This is a genomic window from Granulicella sp. 5B5 (assembly GCF_014083945.1).
In the GTDB taxonomy this organism is placed as follows: Bacteria; Acidobacteriota; Terriglobia; order Terriglobales; family Acidobacteriaceae; genus Granulicella.
The window spans coordinates 511,587-530,075 of record NZ_CP046444.1; the positions used below are offsets into that span (position 1 = coordinate 511,587).

15 protein-coding genes are annotated in these 18,489 nt (G+C 63.7%); 11 read left to right on the forward strand and 4 right to left on the reverse strand.

Annotated features, from left to right (window positions below):
* Window positions 1-353: 353 nt before the first annotated feature.
* Complete coding sequence (locus GOB94_RS02220) at window positions 354-1,289, forward strand: LysR family transcriptional regulator (RefSeq protein ID WP_182277312.1); 936 nt, start codon at window positions 354-356, stop codon at window positions 1,287-1,289.
* On the opposite strand, the gene GOB94_RS02225 is transcribed toward GOB94_RS02220, so the two are convergent.
* Window positions 1,276-2,298 (reverse strand): putative sulfate exporter family transporter, encoded by a 1,023-nt coding sequence (locus GOB94_RS02225; protein ID WP_255484166.1) that lies wholly within the window; start codon window positions 2,296-2,298, stop codon window positions 1,276-1,278. The two genes, GOB94_RS02220 and GOB94_RS02225, sit on opposite strands and share 14 nt — an antisense overlap.
* 239 nt (window positions 2,299-2,537) lie before the next feature.
* On the opposite strand from GOB94_RS02225, the gene GOB94_RS02230 reads away from it, so the two are divergent.
* Together GOB94_RS02230 and tpiA are read left to right on the forward strand one after the other, a co-directional pair.
* Window positions 2,538-3,749 carry a phosphoglycerate kinase gene (locus tag GOB94_RS02230; protein ID WP_182277313.1) on the forward strand — a complete coding sequence of 404 codons (1,212 nt, stop codon included), beginning with the start codon at window positions 2,538-2,540 and terminating at the stop codon, window positions 3,747-3,749.
* 334 nt (window positions 3,750-4,083) lie between these two features.
* The gene (gene tpiA, locus GOB94_RS02240) at window positions 4,084-4,833 is read left to right on the forward strand and encodes a triose-phosphate isomerase (RefSeq protein WP_182277315.1); all 750 of its coding nucleotides are present in this window, start codon (window positions 4,084-4,086) and stop codon (window positions 4,831-4,833) included.
* A 122-nt stretch (window positions 4,834-4,955) separates the two neighbouring features.
* On the opposite strand, the gene lepB is transcribed toward tpiA, so the two are convergent.
* Both lepB and GOB94_RS02250 read right to left on the reverse strand, forming a co-directional pair.
* Window positions 4,956-5,420, reverse strand: coding sequence for a signal peptidase I (gene lepB / locus GOB94_RS02245; RefSeq protein WP_255484372.1), 465 nt, complete (start codon window positions 5,418-5,420; stop codon window positions 4,956-4,958).
* Between the two features lie 228 nt (window positions 5,421-5,648).
* The gene (locus GOB94_RS02250) at window positions 5,649-6,725 is read right to left on the reverse strand and encodes a serine hydrolase (protein WP_255484167.1); all 1,077 of its coding nucleotides are present in this window, start codon (window positions 6,723-6,725) and stop codon (window positions 5,649-5,651) included.
* Window positions 6,726-6,846: 121 nt separating this feature from the next.
* Here GOB94_RS02250 and murQ point away from each other — a divergent pair, with 121 nt between their 5' ends.
* The 7 genes from murQ to GOB94_RS02285 all read left to right on the forward strand — a co-directional run bounded on the left by murQ (window position 6,847) and on the right by GOB94_RS02285 (window position 15,674).
* A complete protein-coding gene (gene murQ, locus GOB94_RS02255) occupies window positions 6,847-7,800 on the forward strand; it encodes an N-acetylmuramic acid 6-phosphate etherase (RefSeq protein WP_182277317.1) in 954 nt (317 codons plus the stop codon).
* 103 nt (window positions 7,801-7,903) lie between these two features.
* A complete protein-coding gene (locus tag GOB94_RS02260; RefSeq protein ID WP_182277318.1) occupies window positions 7,904-9,109 on the forward strand; it encodes a glycosyltransferase family 87 protein in 1,206 nt (401 codons plus the stop codon).
* A gap of 57 nt (window positions 9,110-9,166) precedes the next feature.
* Window positions 9,167-11,137, forward strand: a complete 1,971-nt coding sequence (locus tag GOB94_RS02265; protein ID WP_182277319.1) for a glycosyltransferase family 39 protein — start codon at window positions 9,167-9,169, stop codon at window positions 11,135-11,137.
* A 271-nt stretch (window positions 11,138-11,408) separates the two neighbouring features.
* Window positions 11,409-11,843, forward strand: coding sequence for a hypothetical protein (locus GOB94_RS02270; protein WP_182277320.1), 435 nt, complete (start codon window positions 11,409-11,411; stop codon window positions 11,841-11,843).
* 126 nt (window positions 11,844-11,969) lie between these two features.
* Entirely contained in the window at window positions 11,970-13,250 is a 1,281-nt protein-coding gene (gene murA, locus GOB94_RS02275) for a UDP-N-acetylglucosamine 1-carboxyvinyltransferase (RefSeq protein WP_182277321.1), read from the forward strand.
* Between the two features lie 21 nt (window positions 13,251-13,271).
* Window positions 13,272-14,027 (forward strand): SDR family oxidoreductase, encoded by a 756-nt coding sequence (locus tag GOB94_RS02280; protein WP_182277322.1) that lies wholly within the window; start codon window positions 13,272-13,274, stop codon window positions 14,025-14,027.
* A gap of 42 nt (window positions 14,028-14,069) precedes the next feature.
* A complete protein-coding gene (locus tag GOB94_RS02285) occupies window positions 14,070-15,674 on the forward strand; it encodes a M28 family peptidase (protein ID WP_255484168.1) in 1,605 nt (534 codons plus the stop codon).
* A 181-nt stretch (window positions 15,675-15,855) separates the two neighbouring features.
* Here GOB94_RS02285 and GOB94_RS02290 read toward each other — a convergent pair whose 3' ends face one another.
* Window positions 15,856-16,545, reverse strand: coding sequence for a hypothetical protein (locus tag GOB94_RS02290; protein ID WP_182277323.1), 690 nt, complete (start codon window positions 16,543-16,545; stop codon window positions 15,856-15,858).
* A 223-nt stretch (window positions 16,546-16,768) separates the two neighbouring features.
* Between GOB94_RS02290 and GOB94_RS02295 the strand changes: the two genes are divergently transcribed.
* The gene (locus GOB94_RS02295; protein WP_220464978.1) at window positions 16,769-18,484 is read left to right on the forward strand and encodes a tetratricopeptide repeat protein; all 1,716 of its coding nucleotides are present in this window, start codon (window positions 16,769-16,771) and stop codon (window positions 18,482-18,484) included.
* The last annotated feature ends 5 nt before the right edge of the window (window positions 18,485-18,489 follow it).

Genomic DNA, 18,489 nt, shown 5'->3' on the forward strand with positions numbered 1-18,489 from the left:
CCGCGCCCTCTGCGCGCTTCTACACTGCGCCCTCTGCGTGAACGCTTTTGCCGCAGCAAGCGCCGCAGGCGCGAGCGTATCTCCTGCCCTGCGAGTCGTCTATAAACAAAGCCCCCTTGACACCGCCTATACAATAGAAACAGACGTAGACTGCGTGAGACCCCATCGGCCTCAGGCTCTGCTCCGGCCCAGGCCGCTCCTAACCCCAATCTGCTGCGGAACATAACAGCATTTAACAATTGAATCCCTTTACTTTTGGCCACTGTCCGTTGCCGTTGAAGGGTATCCACAGCTAACCCTTTTCCGCTGCGGATCTTAGCCCCAAAACCCGGGGGGAGGGTTACGCTAGCAGCATGGAGAACTTCCGCCTCCGCGTCTTCCGCGCCGTCGCCCGCCACCGCAACTTCCGCATAGCGGCGGAGGAGCTCCTGCTCACGCAGCCCGCCATCACGCAGCAGATCAAAGCACTCGAAGCCGAGCTCGACACCGCCCTCTTCGACCGCACCGGCGGCAAAGTCACTCTCACCCCGGCAGGCGAGGCACTGCTCCCCTACGCCGACCGCCTCGCCGCCCTCGCCAACGAAGCCCGCGAAGCCGTCGCCGCCGCCGCCGGCAGCACCCACGCCGGCTCGCTCACCATCGCCGCCTCGCAAACCATCGCCCAGTACCTGCTCCCCCGCCTCATCGCCGGCTTCCTCAAAGAAAACCCCAAGGTCGAGATCAAGCTCCTCAGCGGCAACACCCAGGCGGTCCTCGAGCACCTCACCGCGCACCAGGCCTCCATCGCCCTCGTCGAAGGCCCCGCCATGCGCCAGGACGTCCGCATCGAGCCCTTCATGCCCGACCAGATGGTCCTCGTCGTCCCCGCCGGCCACGAGTGGGCCGCCCAGAAGATCGACCTCGCCCAGCTCGCCGAAGCCCCACTCGTCACCCGCGAGCTCGGCTCCGGCTCCCGCCGCATCGTCGAGCAGGCCATCGAAGCCGCCGGCCTACGCCTCAAGGACCTGCACATCCGCATGACCTTCGACTCCACCGAGGGCCTGCTCTCAGCCGTCGAAGCCGGCCTCGGCATCGCCTTCGTCTCCCGCTGGGCCGTCCGCCCGCAACTGGCCCTCGGCACCCTGCGCATCGCCCGCGTCCGGGGCCTGGAGCTGGAGCGCATGTTCTCGCTCGCCACGCTCCCCGGCCCCGACCCCACCGGCCTCATCGGCGCCTTCCACCGCTTCGTGCTCCAAACCGGCGCCAGCACAGGTCCAGGCACGCGCCGCCGCCTTCTCAAATCGAAATGACCTTGAAGTAGATCGCCGCCAGCGAAGCGCTCGCCACGATCACCCAAAGCACGACACCCTGAATCATCGGCCGCGCTCCAACCTGCTGCAGCGTCTTCTTCGACAGCCCGGTGCCGATCAGGAACAGCGTCGCCGTCAACCCGGCCTTGCCCAGATGAGTGCCCGCTGCAAACAGCACATGCAGCTTCGGCAGATACGTCGCAGCCGCAGCCGCCAGCCCAAACAGCAGGATGAACCACGGCATCGTCACCTTGGCCTTCTTGCCATGCGCTGCGCCATTGCGCCGCGCGCCACGGGCCACATAGGCCGCCGTCAGCAGCGCCACCGGAACGATCCACAGCGCCCGCGCCAGCTTTACCGTAGTCCCAATCGCCAGCGCCTGCGCACCATACGCAGCCGACGCCCCCACCACCGAACTCGTATCGTGGATCGCCAGCGCGGCCCACAACCCGAACTGGTTCTGATCTAGCCTCAACAGATGACCGATGAACGGAAACAGCAGCAGCGCCACCGAGTTCAGCAGAAACACCGTGCCCATCGACACGCTGATCTCCTCCTCGCTCGCCCCACTGATCGGCGCCACCGCAGCAATCGCGCTCCCGCCGCAGATCGCCGTACCGGCACTGATCAGGTACGACGCCTTGCCCGCAACCTTCAATGCTTTACCCAGTAGCAGCCCCAGCGTCATCGCCGTCGTAATGCTGATCGCCGTATACACAAACCCCGACCGCCCCGCACGCAGCACCTGCGTCAGGTTCATCCCAAACCCCAGCGCCACCACCGAAGCCTGCAGCAGAAACTTCGACAACTTCGCACTCTCCGCCCGCAGCGGATGCACCACCGCAAACCCAAACGCAATCCCGCCCACCAGCGCCACCGGGGGCGACACCAGCCCGCTGCCCGCAATCAGCAGCCCCAAAAGAAAGATCGTCTTGCTGTCCAGCCCAAACTTCTTCTGCGCCTCGCGCTTCTCGTGCTCCACCGGAGCCATCACTGTCATCGTCGTCATATCCAACCTCGACTCCTACTCTCGCGCCCTCCAATCGCCGCGTCCAAATAGAACTTCTAATGCCCGATAAGGCCCGCTTAGACCGAAAGAGGTGCGACAACTCCACCGAAGTCAAAGCCGTCAGCCTCAAGCTCTAACCAACTCATTCATCCTTTCGTCACACCACATGCCTTATCCGCTTTCCAGCGATGAGGCATGCACCTGTTATGCAATCCATCGAATCGGTTATGCTCTCACCAATGCCTAAACTCTCGATCCGTGACCTCGATCTCTCCGGCAAGCGCGTCTTCATCCGTGTCGACTTCAACGTCCCTCTGTCCAAAGAGGGCACCATCACCGACGACACGCGCATCCGCGAGACCGTTCCCACCATCGAGTACGCCCTGCGCCGCAAAGCGAAGGTCATCCTCGCCGCGCACCTCGGCCGCCCCAAGGGCAAGCCCGTCGACTCCATGAGCCTCAAGCCGGTCGCCACGCGTCTACGCATGTTGCTCGATCACGTTCTCGATCCCGACGAAAACGTCGCCTTCGCCCCTGACTGCGTCGGCCCCGTCGCCTTCGAGCTCGCACAGAACCTCGAGCCCGGCCAGACGCTGCTCCTCGAAAACCTCCGCTTCCACCCCGAAGAAGAGGCCAACGACCCAGCCTTCGCCCAACAGCTCGCCGCCCTCTGTGACATCTACGTCGACGACGCCTTCGGCGCAGCCCACCGCGCCCACGCCTCCACCGAAGGCATCACCCACTTCGTCCCGCAGTCCGCCGCTGGTCTGCTCATGGAAAAGGAGCTCACCTACCTCGGCAAAGCCGTCACCGAACCCAACCGCCCCTTCGTCGCCATCATCGGCGGCGCTAAGGTCTCGGACAAGATCGAGGTCATCAACTCGCTGCTCAACAAAGTCGACGCGCTGCTCATCGGCGGTGCGATGGCGTACACCTTCCTCAACGCGCAGGGCCAGTCCACCGGCAAGTCCCTCACCGAGCCCGACAAGATCGACATCGCCCGCGCCGCGCTCGAAAAAGCCGCCGCCCGCGAGGTCAAATTCCTCCTTCCCGTCGACCACTGCCTCGCCAGCAAATTCGCAGCCGACGCCAGGACCCAGCTCTTCTCCGGCACCGAGCCCTTCCCCGCCGAGATGATGGCCCTCGACATCGGCCCCGAGACCATCAAGCTCTTCGCCGCCGAGATCGTCGACGCAGCCACCGTTGTCTGGAACGGCCCCATGGGCGTCGCCGAACTCGCCCCCTTCGCCAAGGGCACCAACGCCATCGCCAAGGCTCTCGCAAAGAATGAGGACTGCACCTCCATCGTCGGCGGCGGCGACTCCGTCGCGGCCCTCCACAACTCCGGTGTCGCCGACAAGATCACCCACATCTCCACCGGCGGCGGAGCCAGCCTCGAATTCCTCGAAGGCAAAATTCTCCCCGGCGTCGCCGCGCTGACCGACAAGTGATCACATCGTTCGAAGTAGCCCGAAGATCACTTTCCGAACCTCGACCGTATCTACGATCAATCCGTCGGCAACCTCTACCCTCCAATATTTCAGGTCTCGTGCCAGGACGATAAGGTACTCGAGTTCATTACAACTAGCTGCGGATCGTCGCAGTTCTCCAGCAAATTCCATTGCCGTGCTACGACCAGCGCCCTCTGCAATTCGTGTTGCAATCGCAGTTGCTGATCGACGGAGTTGAATCGTCATGTTCGATCTTCGTCACTACCGCTTGCCTTCCACACCACTCACCCCGTAATCTCCACGAACCAAAGTTTTCCCGGAGCATCCAATCCGCATGCGCAAGCCCCTCATCGCCGGCAACTGGAAGATGTACAAAACGCCCAAGGAGTCGCTCGCCTTCCTCGACGCCTTCCTCCCCATGGTCGAAGGCCACGACCGCGACGAGATCGTCCTCTTCCCCACCATGAGCTCCCTCGCCTACGTCATCGAGCACGCTGAAGGCACCAACGTCCGCGCCGGCGCGCAGAACATGCACTGGCTCAACGAGGGCCCCTACACCTCGCAGACCTCGCCCACCATGCTGGTCTCCATCGGCTGCCGCCACGTCCTGCTCGGCCACTCTGAGCTCCGCCTCTACTTCAACGAGACCTACGAGCGCGTCAACCTCAAGCTCAAGGCCGCCATCAACCACGGCATCACGCCCATCGTCTGCGTCGGCGAGCTCCTCGCCGAGCGCGAGGACGGCAAGACCGAAGAGACCCTGCGCCACCAGGTCCGCGCCGCTCTGCGCAACATCTCCTCCAACGAGGCCCGCCGCCTCGTCATCGCCTACGAGCCCATCTGGGCCATCGGCACCGGCTCCACCGCAAGTCCTGAAACCGCCGCCGAAGCCCACGCCATCATTCGCGCCGAGGTCGCGCGCTGCTGCAGCGAGCAGACCGCCGAAAACACACGCATCCTCTACGGCGGCTCCGTCAAGCCGGAGAACATCTCCGCCCTCATGGCCCAACCCGAGATCGACGGCACCCTCGTCGGCGGCGCCAGCCTCATCCCCACCAGCTTCGCCGAAATCGTCCACTACTAGCAGCAGACAATAGACAGTAGTGAAAGAGACAGTAGAGAATCAGCGATCAACAGCGAAGGCCGCCCACTAAAGGCGGCCTTCGTCTTTCACGACTGTCTACTGTCTGTTCTCTACTGTCTGCCTTACCTCACCACTCCCGCCTGGTCCACCGGCCAGTACACAAACGCGGCTTTCCCATAGATCAGGTTCCGCGCCACCGGCCCAAAGTCCCGGCTGTCGCTGGAGATCGACCGATGGTCCCCCATCACAAAGTACTCGCCCATAGGTACCGTCTCCTCGGGCTGTGAGCGGTCGTCCTCATACTTCAGCGGCACATATGGCTCTTTCAGTGCCTTGTCGTTCACATACACCTGCCCACGGTCGATCCGCAGGGTGTCTCCCGGCAGCGCGATCACCCGCTTGATATAGCTCTTCGTATGGTCGCCCGGATACAGAAACACCACCACGTCCCCGCGATGGATCTGCTCAAACCGATACGCAAACTTGTTGATGAACAGCCTGTCCTGGTCCTCCAGCTGCGGCAGCATGCTCGTGCCTTCCACGCGCACTGGCTGATACAGAAACAGGATAATGAACGCGGAGATCATCAGTGCCACCAGCAGGTCTCCGCTCAGCGACCGCACTCTGCCGCGTCCGCCGCTCGCCGGCGGCTCAGGCGTCACACCCTGCTCCGGCGTCACCGGCAATCCACCCTGTTCTTCCTGATCCATCCAACCACTCCTTGCTTGTTTCACTGGCGTTGCGTCCAGCAGCCATTCAGCTCTGTCCCCAGCGCGCAGCCTCTTCTAGCTTAGACGATCTTTTCCACATCTCGTCTACACCCCAGGCCCCGCTGCACTTTCAGACACCGGGCAACCCGCCTGCGCGCCCATGCCCAGCCCGGTCACCAGCGGCTTGCCATCCAGCCCCAACGGCGACCACCCATTCACAATCACCTTCGCCAACTTCGCAATCGACACCTCACCCTCGTTATCGACCGTCCATCCATGGTCCGCGTTGTCATAGGTAAAGATCGCCAGCACCATCGGCCCCGTCTTGCCCGCCACAATCGCGACATCGTTCCGCACCGCATCCAGCGACCCCGTCTTGCTCGCGATCGCCACACCATTCGTCGTCGAATCCGCACTCTCCAGATACCGCGGCACCGTCTCCCTATAGAACTGGTCCTTCAGCATATTCAGCGCCACCGAGCACACCGCGCGATCAGCATCATCCGTCACATGGAACACCGGCTTGCCATCGCTCACCCCCGTCTGCATCCGGCACTCGCCGATGTAGCTCATCAACGTCGCCATCTCCCTTGGCGTCGTCTTTCCCAGCCCAAACTTCGGCTGGTCAGCCGGCATCGGCCCCGTCGCCGGCTTGAACACCTTCTTGTACAGGTGCGTGTTCTTCAGCCCCAGCGACTCCACCCGCGCATTGATCGCATCCAACCCGAACCGGTCGATCATCAGGTTCGTCGCCGTGTTGTCGCTCACAATCACCATGAACGTCAGCGCGTCCTTCAGCGTAATCGTCAGCGGCGTATCGAAGAACAGCAGCATCCCCGACCCCGGTACCGCCTCCCCCGGATGCAGCGTGATCTTCTCATCCCACTTCGCCTTCCCTGCCCGCACCTCGATCATCGCCTCGTACAAAATCGCCAGCTTGATCACCGAAGCCGTCTGTACGGGCATATCGGCATCCACCCCCACCGTCTTGCCCGTATTCAATTGGACAGCATAGAACGCAGTCCGCCCCTGCTTGGCCGTCACCCGGGCATCGACCATCTGTTGCACCTGGGTTTCAAGCCCTTTGTCCACAGTTATCTTTGGACAATCCGTCTGCGCCCCCGCCTGCAGCGTTAGCCCACCCATCATCACAATCCACGCCACAAAAGCCTTTGCCGTCATCCATCCTCCTTCAGTTATGCGAACATAGCCTGAGCCCTTCGCAACCTGCCAGACCACATCCCGTTGCCTTCATGATTTAGTATCAGATTTACGGGTCAATTCGTTACCAGACTGCACACCTATGTCCTCCACCACCCCGATCGAGAAGCCCCTCACACGGCCAACCGCGGATCTACAGAGCCTCCCCACTGAGCTCCCCAACGAAGCCTCCCACGGCCTCGACACCAAATCCGCCATCGACATCGCCCGCATCATCAACCACGAAGACGCGAAAGTCGCAGCCGCCGTTAAAAAAGCTCTCCCCGAAATAGCCCAGGTCATCGACATCGTAGCCCGCAGCCTCCGCGACGGCGGCCGGCTCATCTACGTCGGCGCCGGCTCCTCGGGCCGCATCGCCGCACTCGACGCCTCCGAGTGTCCCCCCACCTTCTCGACCGCCCCGCAGCAGGTGCAGTACATCATGGCCGGCGGCCCCAAGGCCCTCGCCTCTGCCTCGGACGTCAACGAAGACTCCCCCGAGATCGGCCAGCGCGACATCGCCCGCCGCCGTCCCACGCGCAAAGACATCGTCATCGGCGTCTCCGCCTCCGGCCGCACCCCCTATGTCGTCGGTGCAACCGAGTACGCCCGCGCCCGCGGCGCCAAAACCGCCGCCATCACCTGCAATCCCAACTCCGACCTCTCCCAGGTCGCCGACATCACTATCTGCGCCGAAGTCGGTCCCGAGGTCATCTCCGGCTCCACCCGAATGAAGGCCTCTTCCGCCCAGAAGATGATCCTCAACATGATCACCACCGGCGCCATGACTCGCCTCGGCTACGTCTACGACAACCTGATGGTGAACGTGCACATGAAGAACGCCAAGCTCGTCGAGCGCGGCATCAACGTCCTCATGAAGGTCTGCAACATCGACCGCGAGACGGCCATCCGGACCATCAAGTCCGCCGGCAAGTCCATCCCCATCGCCGTCGTCATGCTCAAGGCCAACGTCGACAAGATGGAAGCCGTCCGCCGCCTCCAGCAATCCGACGGCAACGTCCGCCTCGCCATCGACGACTCCCGCCTCGAACTCTAGCAATCAGAAACCTCCGCGATCAGCTTTGAAGGGTACAGGCTTCAGCCCGCACGTCAGACCTCGATAAACAGCAGGGGCTTCAGCCCAGGAGGGAGAGCAAGCCTTGCGGCTCAATGCCACAACCCATCCCCGCTGGCCCCGTGCAGTTCTCCTTCTAGCTGCGACAGCGGCTGCACTCCTCTGGCTGCTCCCGCTCTTCACCCCGCACAGCGTTCTCTTCCCGCCCGGCCCCAACTACGCCGACATCACCGTCTACCACGGCCGTTTCACCCTCTACCATACGCACAAGTTCTTCACCTCGCGCGCCTTCTCCGGCTTCGCCTACCCGCCCGGCGCCGCGCCCATCTACGAGTTCTTCTATAACACCTCCAGCGCCCTCAACACCTACCTCACCCTCGCCGCGCTCACCACCGTCCTCGCCCTCCTCGCCGCATGGCTCTATCTCCGCCCCTCCGGCCTCACCCGATACCTCCTGCTCCTCCCTCTCTTCAGCTTCCCGCTTATCATCCTCATCCAACGCGCCAACATCGAGCTCATCCTGTGGCTCCTCATTGCCCTCGGCCTCATCCTCTATCGCCGAAACCTCGCCATCCCAGCAGCCATCCTCTTCGGCCTAGCCGCAGCCATCAAGCTCTACCCCATCCTCCTCCTCGGACTCTTCCTCACCCACCGCCAGCACCGCCGTGCCTTCTTCATTGGCCTCGCCACAGCCGCCGTCGCGCTCATAGCCGCCACCACCTACACCGGCCCCACCTTCCTCATCGCCGCCCACGGCTTCACCACCGGCCTCGGCAACTTCCAGAACCACTACATCGACAAAGCCGGCTCCGTCGAAGTCGCCTTCGACCACAGCCTCTTCTCGCCCTTCAAGTACATCGCCTTCAGCAACCACACCTCGCCTGCCCCATGGAGGCCGCTCTACTACCTCCTCGCCGGCGCCTTCGCTCTGCTGCTCTTCCTCCGCGTCCGCACGCTTCCCTCGCTCAACCGCATCGTCTTCCTCATCGCCGCGATGGTCTGCCTTCCGCCCGTCTCCTTTACCTACACACTCGTACACCTCTACGTGCCGGTTCTTCTCCTGCTCACCGCCATCGCCGCCTCACGCACCATGCCCTTCTCCGCGACGGCCACTCTTGCACTCCTTCTCTTCCTCACACTCCCATTAGTCAGCCTCAACGTTCTTCAGCCCACCCCAACAGGCCCCATCCAATCCTGCGTCCTCTTCGCAATCCTGATTCTCTGCTCACTCACCCCATGGCCAGACAAGAAACGCTCTAACCAGTTCATACCCGAAACTCGTAGCTCATAGCCCATAGCTGACAGCTCGTACACTCTTCTCGCCCAGCTCTCCCGATACAATCCACTCGTGCCCACACTCTCCCCTTGGCGACGCCGAAGCGTTGTAGCAAACACCCTCACTGCCCTCGCCCTCTTCCTCGCCTCCGCCGCCTTCACCCTCTGGCAGAACGCCCACGTCGCCGTCCTCTGGGACCTCGCCTACCTGCTCGACAGCAGCTACCGCTTCGTATTGGCCTTCCAGCACAGCGGCCAACTCCCCTACCGAGACATCCCCTTCGTCCACCCGCCGCTCACCTTCCTTATCCAGGCCGTGCTCATCCGCCTCTTCGGCCGCGTCTACTGGCACACCATCCTCTACGCCGCCCTCGCCAACGGAGCCGCCACACTCCTCACCTGGCGCATCGCCCTCCGTCTGCTCCCCCAGCGCTGGCTCCTCGTCACACTCCTGTGCGCCACGCTCGTCCCGCTCGGCATCTACAGCGTCTACCCGCACCCCATCTACGACTCCGACTGCCTCCTCGCCGTCCTCCTCGCCCTCTACCTCCTCCTCCGCACCGAACCCACCGTCCCCAAACGCATGGGTGCCCCATTCATGTGCAGCTCCATCGCGCATGAGGGGGGTGACGCCGCCAGCCCCCTCATGCGCAACCTCCTCGCCGGAGCCGCCTGCGTCCTCCCGCTCTTCTTCAAGCAGAACATCGGCCTTCCCTTCCTCCTGATCGCGATGGCCTGCATCATCGCCATCCTCATCACCCGCCGCATCCATAAGCGACCCATCGCACCACAACTCGCCATCCTCACCGGAGCCGCTCTCGCCAGCGCAGCCGCTCTGTTCCTCCTGCACCTTACCGTAGGCCTCACCAACTATCGCTACTGGACGATCACCTTCGCCGCCCAGCGCCGCCTCCCCGGCCTCACCACACTCCTCAGCACCTACCACCAGCCCTCCCTCCGCTGGACCGTCCCCACCTCCCTCGCCGCCATCCTCCTGCTCCATCTATCAGAAATCGATAAACAGAGAGTCTTGACGGATGCGCAGGATGCAGTGACTGTGCAAGTCGCGGCGGATACGCAGGCCGCGGCGACGCTCAGGTACCCCGAGCCTTCAGGCTCGGGTTTCATATCCCGCTCCAAAAGAAAAGTTCGGCACGCGATGCTGGCGCATCGCGTGCCGAACGCCGCACTCAGAGGAGCCGCCATCGCCCTCCTCCTCATCCCCTTCGCCTACGCCGCCCTCACCTTCTTCCTCGCCGACAACCCCTCCGACCGCGCCGACGCCCTCCTCTCCCTCTGGCCGCATCTCCTCCTCCTCGCCACCGTCTTCGCCCTCTATCAACTCCGTCTCCGCCCCACCATCCTCACGCTGCTGCCCTTCCTGCTCCTCGCCATCATCGACGGCACCTTCCTCTCGCAGCAGCTCTGGGGCTCCACCTACGCACTTTGGCCCATCCTCATCCTCCTTCTCGTGCTCATCCTCCGCGAAGCCCCCCTGAACCAGCTCGCAACCCCACTCACACTCACCATTACCGCCACCTTCCTCGTCTGCGGAACCCTCTACGCCCTCTCGCTGGACCGCCTCAGCTACAACAACCTCGGCGACCGCACCTCCTACGGCGTCCCCACCGGCCCCTTCACCCATGCGACACTCCCCGCGCTCCGCGGCATGGCCACACCCGGCCCCTACCTGCCAGACTTCGAAAACCTCGTCCGCACCACCGCCACCCTCATCCCTCCCGGCGACGGCATCGTCCTCCTCCCCGGCCAGGAGCCCTTCTACTTCGCTACTGGCCGCACCCCACGCTTCCCCGTTCTCCTCCTCGACCCCACCACCAACCCGTACTCCCCCACCCAGCTCCGCGACGAGGCCCGCCACCGCAACATCCAGTGGCTCATCCTTAACACCCACCTGCAACTCAACGCCGATCCCACCAACCTCCCCGCCTACGTCCACGCCCTTCTGCCCGACTTCACCCCCGTCCGCACCCTCCCCGGATACGCCATCTACCACCGCACTCCCTTGACACACCCTGTACAATAGAGGGTAGGAAAGAAGCACCCGCAACCCGGCCCCTGTGCCGGGTTTTGTCGTCTCATTGCTCTTTGTCAACCCGGCATCGACCAAAGTGCACCCCAAAGGGTATACGACGCTAACCCCAAACGGCTGCGGATCTTAGCCTCAAAACCGGGGGAGGGTGCCACGCGGAAAATCGGACAGCAGCGTTCGCCACAGCAACCTTTTCGCCACAACGTGGTTTACCCTTCCAAGCGACGGGCTTCTCCTCAACCGTCGGCTACAAGGAGCCATCTCGATGAACCGTCCTCTTCTCGCAGCAACTCTGGTTCTGGCGCTCTCCGGCGGCGTCGCCATCGCGCAGCAACCCGCACCCGCGCCTGACGGGCCGCACCACTTCCGCCACCACCAGCCCGACCCGCAGCGTGAGGCCGAGCGCCTTAGCCAGCGCCTGAACCTCACCGCTGACCAGACCACTAAGCTCACCACCATCTTCGCCACACGCGACCAGCAGATGGAAGCCATCCACTCCAACGGCCAGCTCACCCAGCAGGACGCCCACCTGCAGATGCGCGCCCTGATGAAGAGCACCCACGACCAGCTTTCCTCCGTCCTGACGCCCGACCAGATGCAGCAGATGCGCCAGATGCGCCGCGGACCCCACGGCATGCACGGCCAGTGGCAGGGCGCCCAGCAGCAGGGCCCCCCGCCGCCCCCGCCCAGCGGCCTCTAATCGCATGTAACCATCCGAACGGCTGCTGTGCTTTCACAGCAGCCGTTTTCTCATCCACGTTAGCGCGTCGGATACTCCCGCGCTCCAACCCAATTTCCTCCACAGCGCCGCATCTACACTGGTGTTATGGATAAGTTCGTCATTCGCGGCGGCAACCCGCTGCTCGGCACCATCAAGGTCTCCGGAGCCAAAAACTCCGCTCTCCCCTGTATGGCCGCGGCCATCCTCACTGAAGATGAGGTCATCCTCGAAAACATCCCGCAGGTCCAGGACATCGAGACTGAGCGCAAGCTCCTCACCAGCATGGGTGCCGAAGTCGAACTCGGCTACGGCCGCGCGCAACATCGCACCAGCATCCAGTGCGCCGTGCTCTCCGATCCCGTCGCTAAATACGAGATCGTCAAGACCATGCGCGCCAGCTCGCTCGTGCTTGGGCCCCTCATCGCCCGCACCGGCATGGCCCGCGTCGCCATGCCAGGCGGCTGCGCCATCGGTGGCCGCCCCATCGACCTGCACATCAAGGGCCTCGAATCAATGGGCGCCACTATCACCCAGGAGCACGGCTACCTCGAAGCCCGTGCCGACCGGCTGAAGGGCGCGCACATCGTCTTCGACAAGATCACCGTCACCGGCACCGAAGACCTGCTCATGGCAGCAGCCCTCGCCGACGGCGAGAGCCTCTTTGAAAACTGCGCCCGCGAACCCGAGGTCACCGACCTCGCTGCTCTGCTCAACGCGATGGGAGCGCAGATTGAAGGCGCCGGCACCAGCACCATCCGCATCAAGGGCGTCGCCAAGCTGCACGGCGCGCGCCACCGCATCAACCCGGACCGCATCGAGGCCGGCACCTTCCTCATCGCCGGTGCCATCACCGGCGGCGACCTCAACGTCGACTGCTGCAACCCGGCGCACCTCGGCTCCGTCATCTCCAAGCTCGAGGCCTGCGGCGTCAAGCTCGAGATCGGCGAGGACAACGTGCGCGTCCACTCCGGTGGCAAGCTCAGTCCCAACGACATGATCACGGAAGAGTACCCTGGCTTCCCGACCGACATGCAGGCACAGTACATGGCCCTCATGACCCAGGCCGAAGGCACCTCCGTCATCACAGAAAACATCTTCGAAAACCGATTCATGCACGTCGGCGAGCTCAACCGCATGGGCGCGAACATCAGCGTCAGCGGCCGCACAGCCACCGTGCGTGGCGGCGTGAAGCTGCAGTCCGCCGCCGTCATGTGTTCGGACCTCCGCGCCTCAGCCGCTCTTGTCCTCGCGGCGCTCGTCGCCGATGGCGAATCGATCCTCGACCGCGTCTATCACATGGACCGCGGCTACGAGCGGCTCGAAGAGAAGCTCCGCGGCGTTGGCGCGCAGATCCGCAGGATGGGTGAGGTCTTCGGCAAGAAGTAGTCGTCTTCCCGCGAGCCAACGATGAGCATTTCAAACACAACTCGCACAGTTCTCGTCACCGGCGCCTCGCGCGGCCTCGGCGCAGCGATCGCTCTTGAGCTGGCAGCAACGGGTGCGCACGTCGCCGTCAACTACTTCAACAGCGCGGTTGCGGCCGAAGGCATCTGTCAGCAGATCACCGCGTACGGCGGCCGCGCCGTTGCGTTCAAGGCCGATGTTCGCGACGAAGACGAAGTCGCGCGGCTCGTGCAGGAGGTCGAAGCCTCGCTGGGCACCATCGACATCCTGGTCATCAACGCCACCGGCCCACAGCCGTTCCAGTCCATCGAAGAGCAGACGTGGCGCTCTCACCTGGATCAGCTTGAGTTCTTCGTCAAGTCGCCGTTGCTGCTGCTCAAGGCTGTCCTTCCGGGTATGAAGCAGCGCGGCTTCGGCCGCGTCATCAACATCGGCAGTGAGGTCTTCGAGCTCGGCAACCCACGCTTCGCGAACTACGTTGCAGCGAAGGGCGCGCAGCTTGGCCTCACTCGCTCCTGGGCCCGTGAACTCGCGCCGTTCGGCATCACCGTCAACCTAGTGGCGCCCGGCTGGATTCCCGTCGAGCGCCACGTCGATGCGCCGCAGCGGGAGATCGATGCCTATACCGCTGGCGTTCCCATGCAGCACATGGGCCTGCCTGTGGATGTTGCGAAGGCCGTCGCATTCCTCGCCAGCGACGGCGCGGGTTTCATCACCGGACAGTCTCTGGCGGTGAACGGCGGCAACACTCTGAACTAGCGCCCGATTGACGCTCGCCACTCTCCCCCTATAATCGGCAACATGCCCTCCTTGCGGAACCTTGCAGCACCTCTCTGCCTCTTCGCCGCGCTCGCTTCACCTCTCAGCGCCCAGCAGCCCGCCAACAAGGATTGGAATGCCGCCGGTGATGCCTGGTGGTCACACGTTCAGATCCTTGCGGACGACAAGCTCGAAGGCCGTGGCACCGGCACCTCTGGTTACGAGGCAGCGGCGAAGTACGTCGAAGACCAGTTCAAGGCCATCGGCCTCAAGCCTGCCGGTGTCAACGGCTATCGGCAGGACGTCGATCTCGTTCCGCTCATGCTGGACAAAGAGAACTCCGTCTTCCAGGTCGGCAGCACCACCTTCGCGCTGGGCGACGACATCGTCCTCAGTCCGCGCGTCGCGACCTACGGCGCCATCGACGCACCGATGGTCTTCATCGGCTACGGTTTGCATGTGCCGCGCAAGCATGTGGACGACCTTGCCGGGCTCGATCTCAAAGGCAAGATCGTCGTCTTCTACAACGCTGCGCCTGAGAACCTGCTGGGCCCGCAGAGGGCCTACGCCCGCATCGCCGGTGAGCGTTGGAAGGCGCTGGAGGCTGCGGGCGCACTGGGTTACGTGCAGATCGCGCCGCCACGGCGCGGAGCTCCGCCCAGCCCTACCACTACGCCGCGTCCCACACTGGCGTTCGCCGATCCCACGCTGGAGCCAGCGGACGGGCCGAAGCTTGTCGCTACACTCACCGCGAGCGGCCAGGCCAAGCTCTTCACCGGTTCCGGGCACACGCCTGCGGAGCTGAAGGCGCTCGCCGACGCTGGCAAGCCGCTGCCGGTCTTCCCGTTGCCCGGCACGCTGCATGCGAAGACCATCGTCATCACACCGCGGAAGCCGTTTATCACCTCGCCCAACCTGATCGGCGAGCTCGAAGGCTCCGACCACAAGCTGCGCAAGGAGTACGTCATCATCAGCGCGCACCTCGATCACCTCGGCGTCGGCAAGCCCGTCGATGGCGACTCGATCTACAACGGCGCGATGGACAACGCCTCCGGCATCGCCTCAGTGATCGAGGCCGCGAAGATCATTACCGCCGGTCCGCGGCCCAAGCGGTCGATTCTCTTCGTCGCGTTCATGGGCGAGGAGCTCGGCGAGCTTGGTTCGCAGTACTTTGCCACCAAGCCCACCGTGCCGAAGAAGCAGATCGTCGGCGACCTGAACATGGATATGTATCTGCCGCTGTTTCCGTTGCGCTACCTGGAGGTCCAAGGGCTTGGCGAGTCCACGCTGGGCAACGATGCGCGCGCCGTGTGCCAGCTCGACGATGTAGAGCCGCAGTTCGACAAGCAGCCGGATGAGAACCGGTTCGTGCGCTCGGACCAGGTGAACTTCGTGAAGCAGGGCATCCCGGCACTGGCCTTCAAGTTCGGCTGGACGCCCGACTCGCCGGAGGAGAAGACCTTCAACGACTGGGTGAAGACGCGCTACCATCGACCGTCGGACGACCTGAAGCAGACGGTCGACAAGGCGGTGGCGGCCCAGTTCACCAGCCTGCTGAGCCAGCTGGCGGTGCGCGTCGCGGACGCTCCGCTACGGCCGCAGTGGTATCCGGAGAGCTCGTTCTACGTGGAGCTGCCGAAGAAGTAGTGGCCTGCTCCCTCCCCCGGTTTTGGGGCTATGATCCGCAGCGGATTGGAGTTAGCCTCGTAACCATTGGAGAGGTTACCTGGCCCCATCTGACGCTGAATTGGCAAAGAGCGAAGACGACAAAGCCCGGCACGGAGCCGGGCTTTCGTCTACATCTTTATTCTACCAGCCATGTCAAGCCTTACTGCGGCAGCACGTTGGCGGCGACCGCGACCGGCTGCACGCTGGAGTGGAACCAGAGCACATGCTCGGCGCCATCTTCGCTGCGAACGGTCCTGCGATCGAAACTCTCGCCGTCCTTCTGCACCGAGGCCTGCGACTCGGTATCGGCGTCGAGCACCATGTTCACCACAAACTCCTCTTCGCTGGCCGAGACCGTCGAGAGCGCGCGCTGCACGGAGAGGCCATCGCCGGTCGACATGATCGACTTCACGATGGCGTCCACGATGCTGTGCTCGCGGTCGGCGGCGGACTCGAGGCCGAGCTGCTGGTAGACCATCATCGCGAGCAGATGGCCCTCGGGGTTCGCCATGTTGTGCGCGATCACGGTCTGCGCGCCGGCAAGCGCGGACTCGGTGTTGCCTGCATCGAGGTCCTTGAGCACACGCGCGCGCGTGGGGTGCCAGTCAAAGCTCGACTCCATGCCTGCGTCCACGGCAACGGTGCGGAACTCGGCCCAGTTTACGGTCAGATCGTTGCCCATTACGCGCGTCTTCAGGGTCTCGTATTTATGCAGCGCGATGGCTTTGGCGTCGGGCGACGCGTGAGCGCCGGCGGAGAGAAGAAGACAAACCCCCAACGTAGCAGGAGCACCAAACGTGCGGACGAACGGGTAGAGTTTCCCCTTGGGCCTGAATGCAGCGATTCGCATAGGTCGTCCTCCGTAACCGTAAATTGAAAGTGCTTTCGCAGTAGAGTAATACAAATTTTCATCTCCGCGGAGCAGAATAGAGGTTTTCTTTTCACCCTAGAGGCGAGTTCAATATGCAGGCTCTCCCGCCAAGGACGCGAAGGAAGCCAAGTTTCGCCACGGGACTCCTGCGCGAAGTCAAAGGCAATCAGCGATTGAAATCTGAACGCCTATAATCAGGAGGATGCCGTCTTTCCCGCACCTGAGCGCCGCGACCCGCCGACTGTTCCCCCTCATTCTGCTGGGGATAGCCTTATTGCCGGGGCCCGCAGAGACCGCCGTGGCGCAGGGCCAGGCAGCGGCGATGCCCGGTGGCAGGGTGGTGCTGGTGCTGCCCTTCGATAACCGCTCCGGGGACGCCTCGCTGAACTGGATCGGCGACTCCTTCCCGGCCACGCTGAACAAGCGGCTGGAGTCGGCGGGGTTCCTGACGATCTCGCACGACGACCGTGTCTACGCCTACGACCATCTTGGGCTGCCGTCAGACTTCCAGCCTTCGCGTGCGACGACGATCCGCATTGCGCAGCAACTGGATGCGAACTTCGTCATCATCGGCAGCTACAACGTGCAATCCGATTCTGCATCGGCCGATACGGCCTCGAGTGGTGGCAATGCCAAGAGCGCATCGGGCCTTACAGCAAAGCCCACCAGCCGCATTACCATCCAGGCGCGCGTGCTTTCGATCGACAATCTGACGCTGACCTCGCCGCTGGAGGACTCGGCTGAACTGTACCGCCTCTTCGATGGCGAGAACGCGATTGCGTGGAGAGTGGCCCGCAGCCTTGACCCGCACTTCAACGTGGCGGAGGCGACGTTCCTCGCCGCCCCCGGCGCGGTGCCGCTGCCCGCGTTTGAGGACTACATCCGCGGCATCAGCACCACCAACACGGTGGAGAAGCTGCAGCGGCTGCAGTCGGCGGTATCGCTGGTGCCCAACTACTCCGCCGCCCTGCTGGCGCTGGGCAAGGAGCAGTTTGCGCAAAAACAGTTTGCCGCCGCCGCAACCACGCTCGCCAAGGTGCCGCACGCCGACCGCCTGGCGCTGGAGGCGAATTTCTATCTTGGGCTGGCGCGGTTCAATACGGCCAACTATGCCGCGGCAGCCAGCGCGTTTGAGTTCGTCTCCACGCGGCTGCCGCTGCCGGAGATTGTGAACAACCAGGCCGTGGCGCTGAGCCGCCAGGGCAAGGACGGTGTGGTTCTGTTTCAGCGTGCCGTGGCCGCCGACCCCAACGATGAGGACTACCACTACAACCTGGCGATTGCGCTGTTCCGGCGCGGCGATACGACCGGGGCCACCGGTTCGGTGGCGAACGCGCTGAAGCTAAAGCCCACCGACAATGAGGCCATCGCGCTACGCAGTGAGCTGGCCAGCGTGCCGCCGAACACGAAGCTGGCGAACGACCCCAATACGAGCTTTACCGCGGCCGAGCGCATCCGCCGCAACTACTCGGAGACGAGCTTCCGGCAGGCGGCGTTCCTGCTGGACCAGACCCGTGCCATGCGGCTGGCGACGCTGCCACCTGCGGAGCGCGCCGCCCAATACTCCAAGCAAGGCAACGAGTACCTGGCCGAAGGCCTACTGCCCGAGGCCGAGAAGGAGTTTCAATCGGCGATTGAGGCCGATGCGAACTCCGCCGATGCCCACGCCGGGCTGGCGCAGATCCGCGATGCCAGCGGCGATGCCATGCAGGCCCGCAGTGAGGCGAACCTGAGCATCAAGCTGAAGCCGACCGCCGCGGCCTGGATGGTGCTGGCGCGGCTGGACCTTGCCGCCAACAAACTGCCGGACTGCGCCGAAGACGTGACCCACGCGCAGCAACTGGAACCCAACGACACCGCCGCCCAGGCGATGCGGCTGGCACTGCAGCAGCGCGGGCAGTGGGTGTCGAAGCCGTAGCCCAG

Excerpts from the sequence above, each read along its gene's own strand:
- GOB94_RS02230 (WP_182277313.1), top strand. The coding sequence starts at position 2,538 with ATGCCTAAACTCTCGATCCGTGACCTCGATCTCTCCGGCAAGCGCGTC.
- GOB94_RS02270 (WP_182277320.1), top strand. The coding sequence starts at position 11,409 with ATGAACCGTCCTCTTCTCGCAGCAACTCTGGTTCTGGCGCTCTCCGGC.
- lepB (WP_255484372.1), bottom strand. The coding sequence starts at position 5,420 with ATGATCTCCGCGTTCATTATCCTGTTTCTGTATCAGCCAGTGCGCGTG.
- GOB94_RS02280 (WP_182277322.1), top strand. The coding sequence starts at position 13,272 with ATGAGCATTTCAAACACAACTCGCACAGTTCTCGTCACCGGCGCCTCG.
- murQ (WP_182277317.1), top strand. The coding sequence starts at position 6,847 with ATGTCCTCCACCACCCCGATCGAGAAGCCCCTCACACGGCCAACCGCG.
- GOB94_RS02225 (WP_255484166.1), bottom strand. The coding sequence starts at position 2,298 with ATGACGACGATGACAGTGATGGCTCCGGTGGAGCACGAGAAGCGCGAG.
- GOB94_RS02285 (WP_255484168.1), top strand. The coding sequence starts at position 14,070 with ATGCCCTCCTTGCGGAACCTTGCAGCACCTCTCTGCCTCTTCGCCGCG.
- GOB94_RS02220 (WP_182277312.1), top strand. The coding sequence starts at position 354 with ATGGAGAACTTCCGCCTCCGCGTCTTCCGCGCCGTCGCCCGCCACCGC.
- GOB94_RS02290 (WP_182277323.1), bottom strand. The coding sequence starts at position 16,545 with ATGCGAATCGCTGCATTCAGGCCCAAGGGGAAACTCTACCCGTTCGTC.
- murA (WP_182277321.1), top strand. The coding sequence starts at position 11,970 with ATGGATAAGTTCGTCATTCGCGGCGGCAACCCGCTGCTCGGCACCATC.
- GOB94_RS02250 (WP_255484167.1), bottom strand. The coding sequence starts at position 6,725 with ATGACGGCAAAGGCTTTTGTGGCGTGGATTGTGATGATGGGTGGGCTA.
- tpiA (WP_182277315.1), top strand. The coding sequence starts at position 4,084 with ATGCGCAAGCCCCTCATCGCCGGCAACTGGAAGATGTACAAAACGCCC.
- GOB94_RS02295 (WP_220464978.1), top strand. The coding sequence starts at position 16,769 with ATGCCGTCTTTCCCGCACCTGAGCGCCGCGACCCGCCGACTGTTCCCC.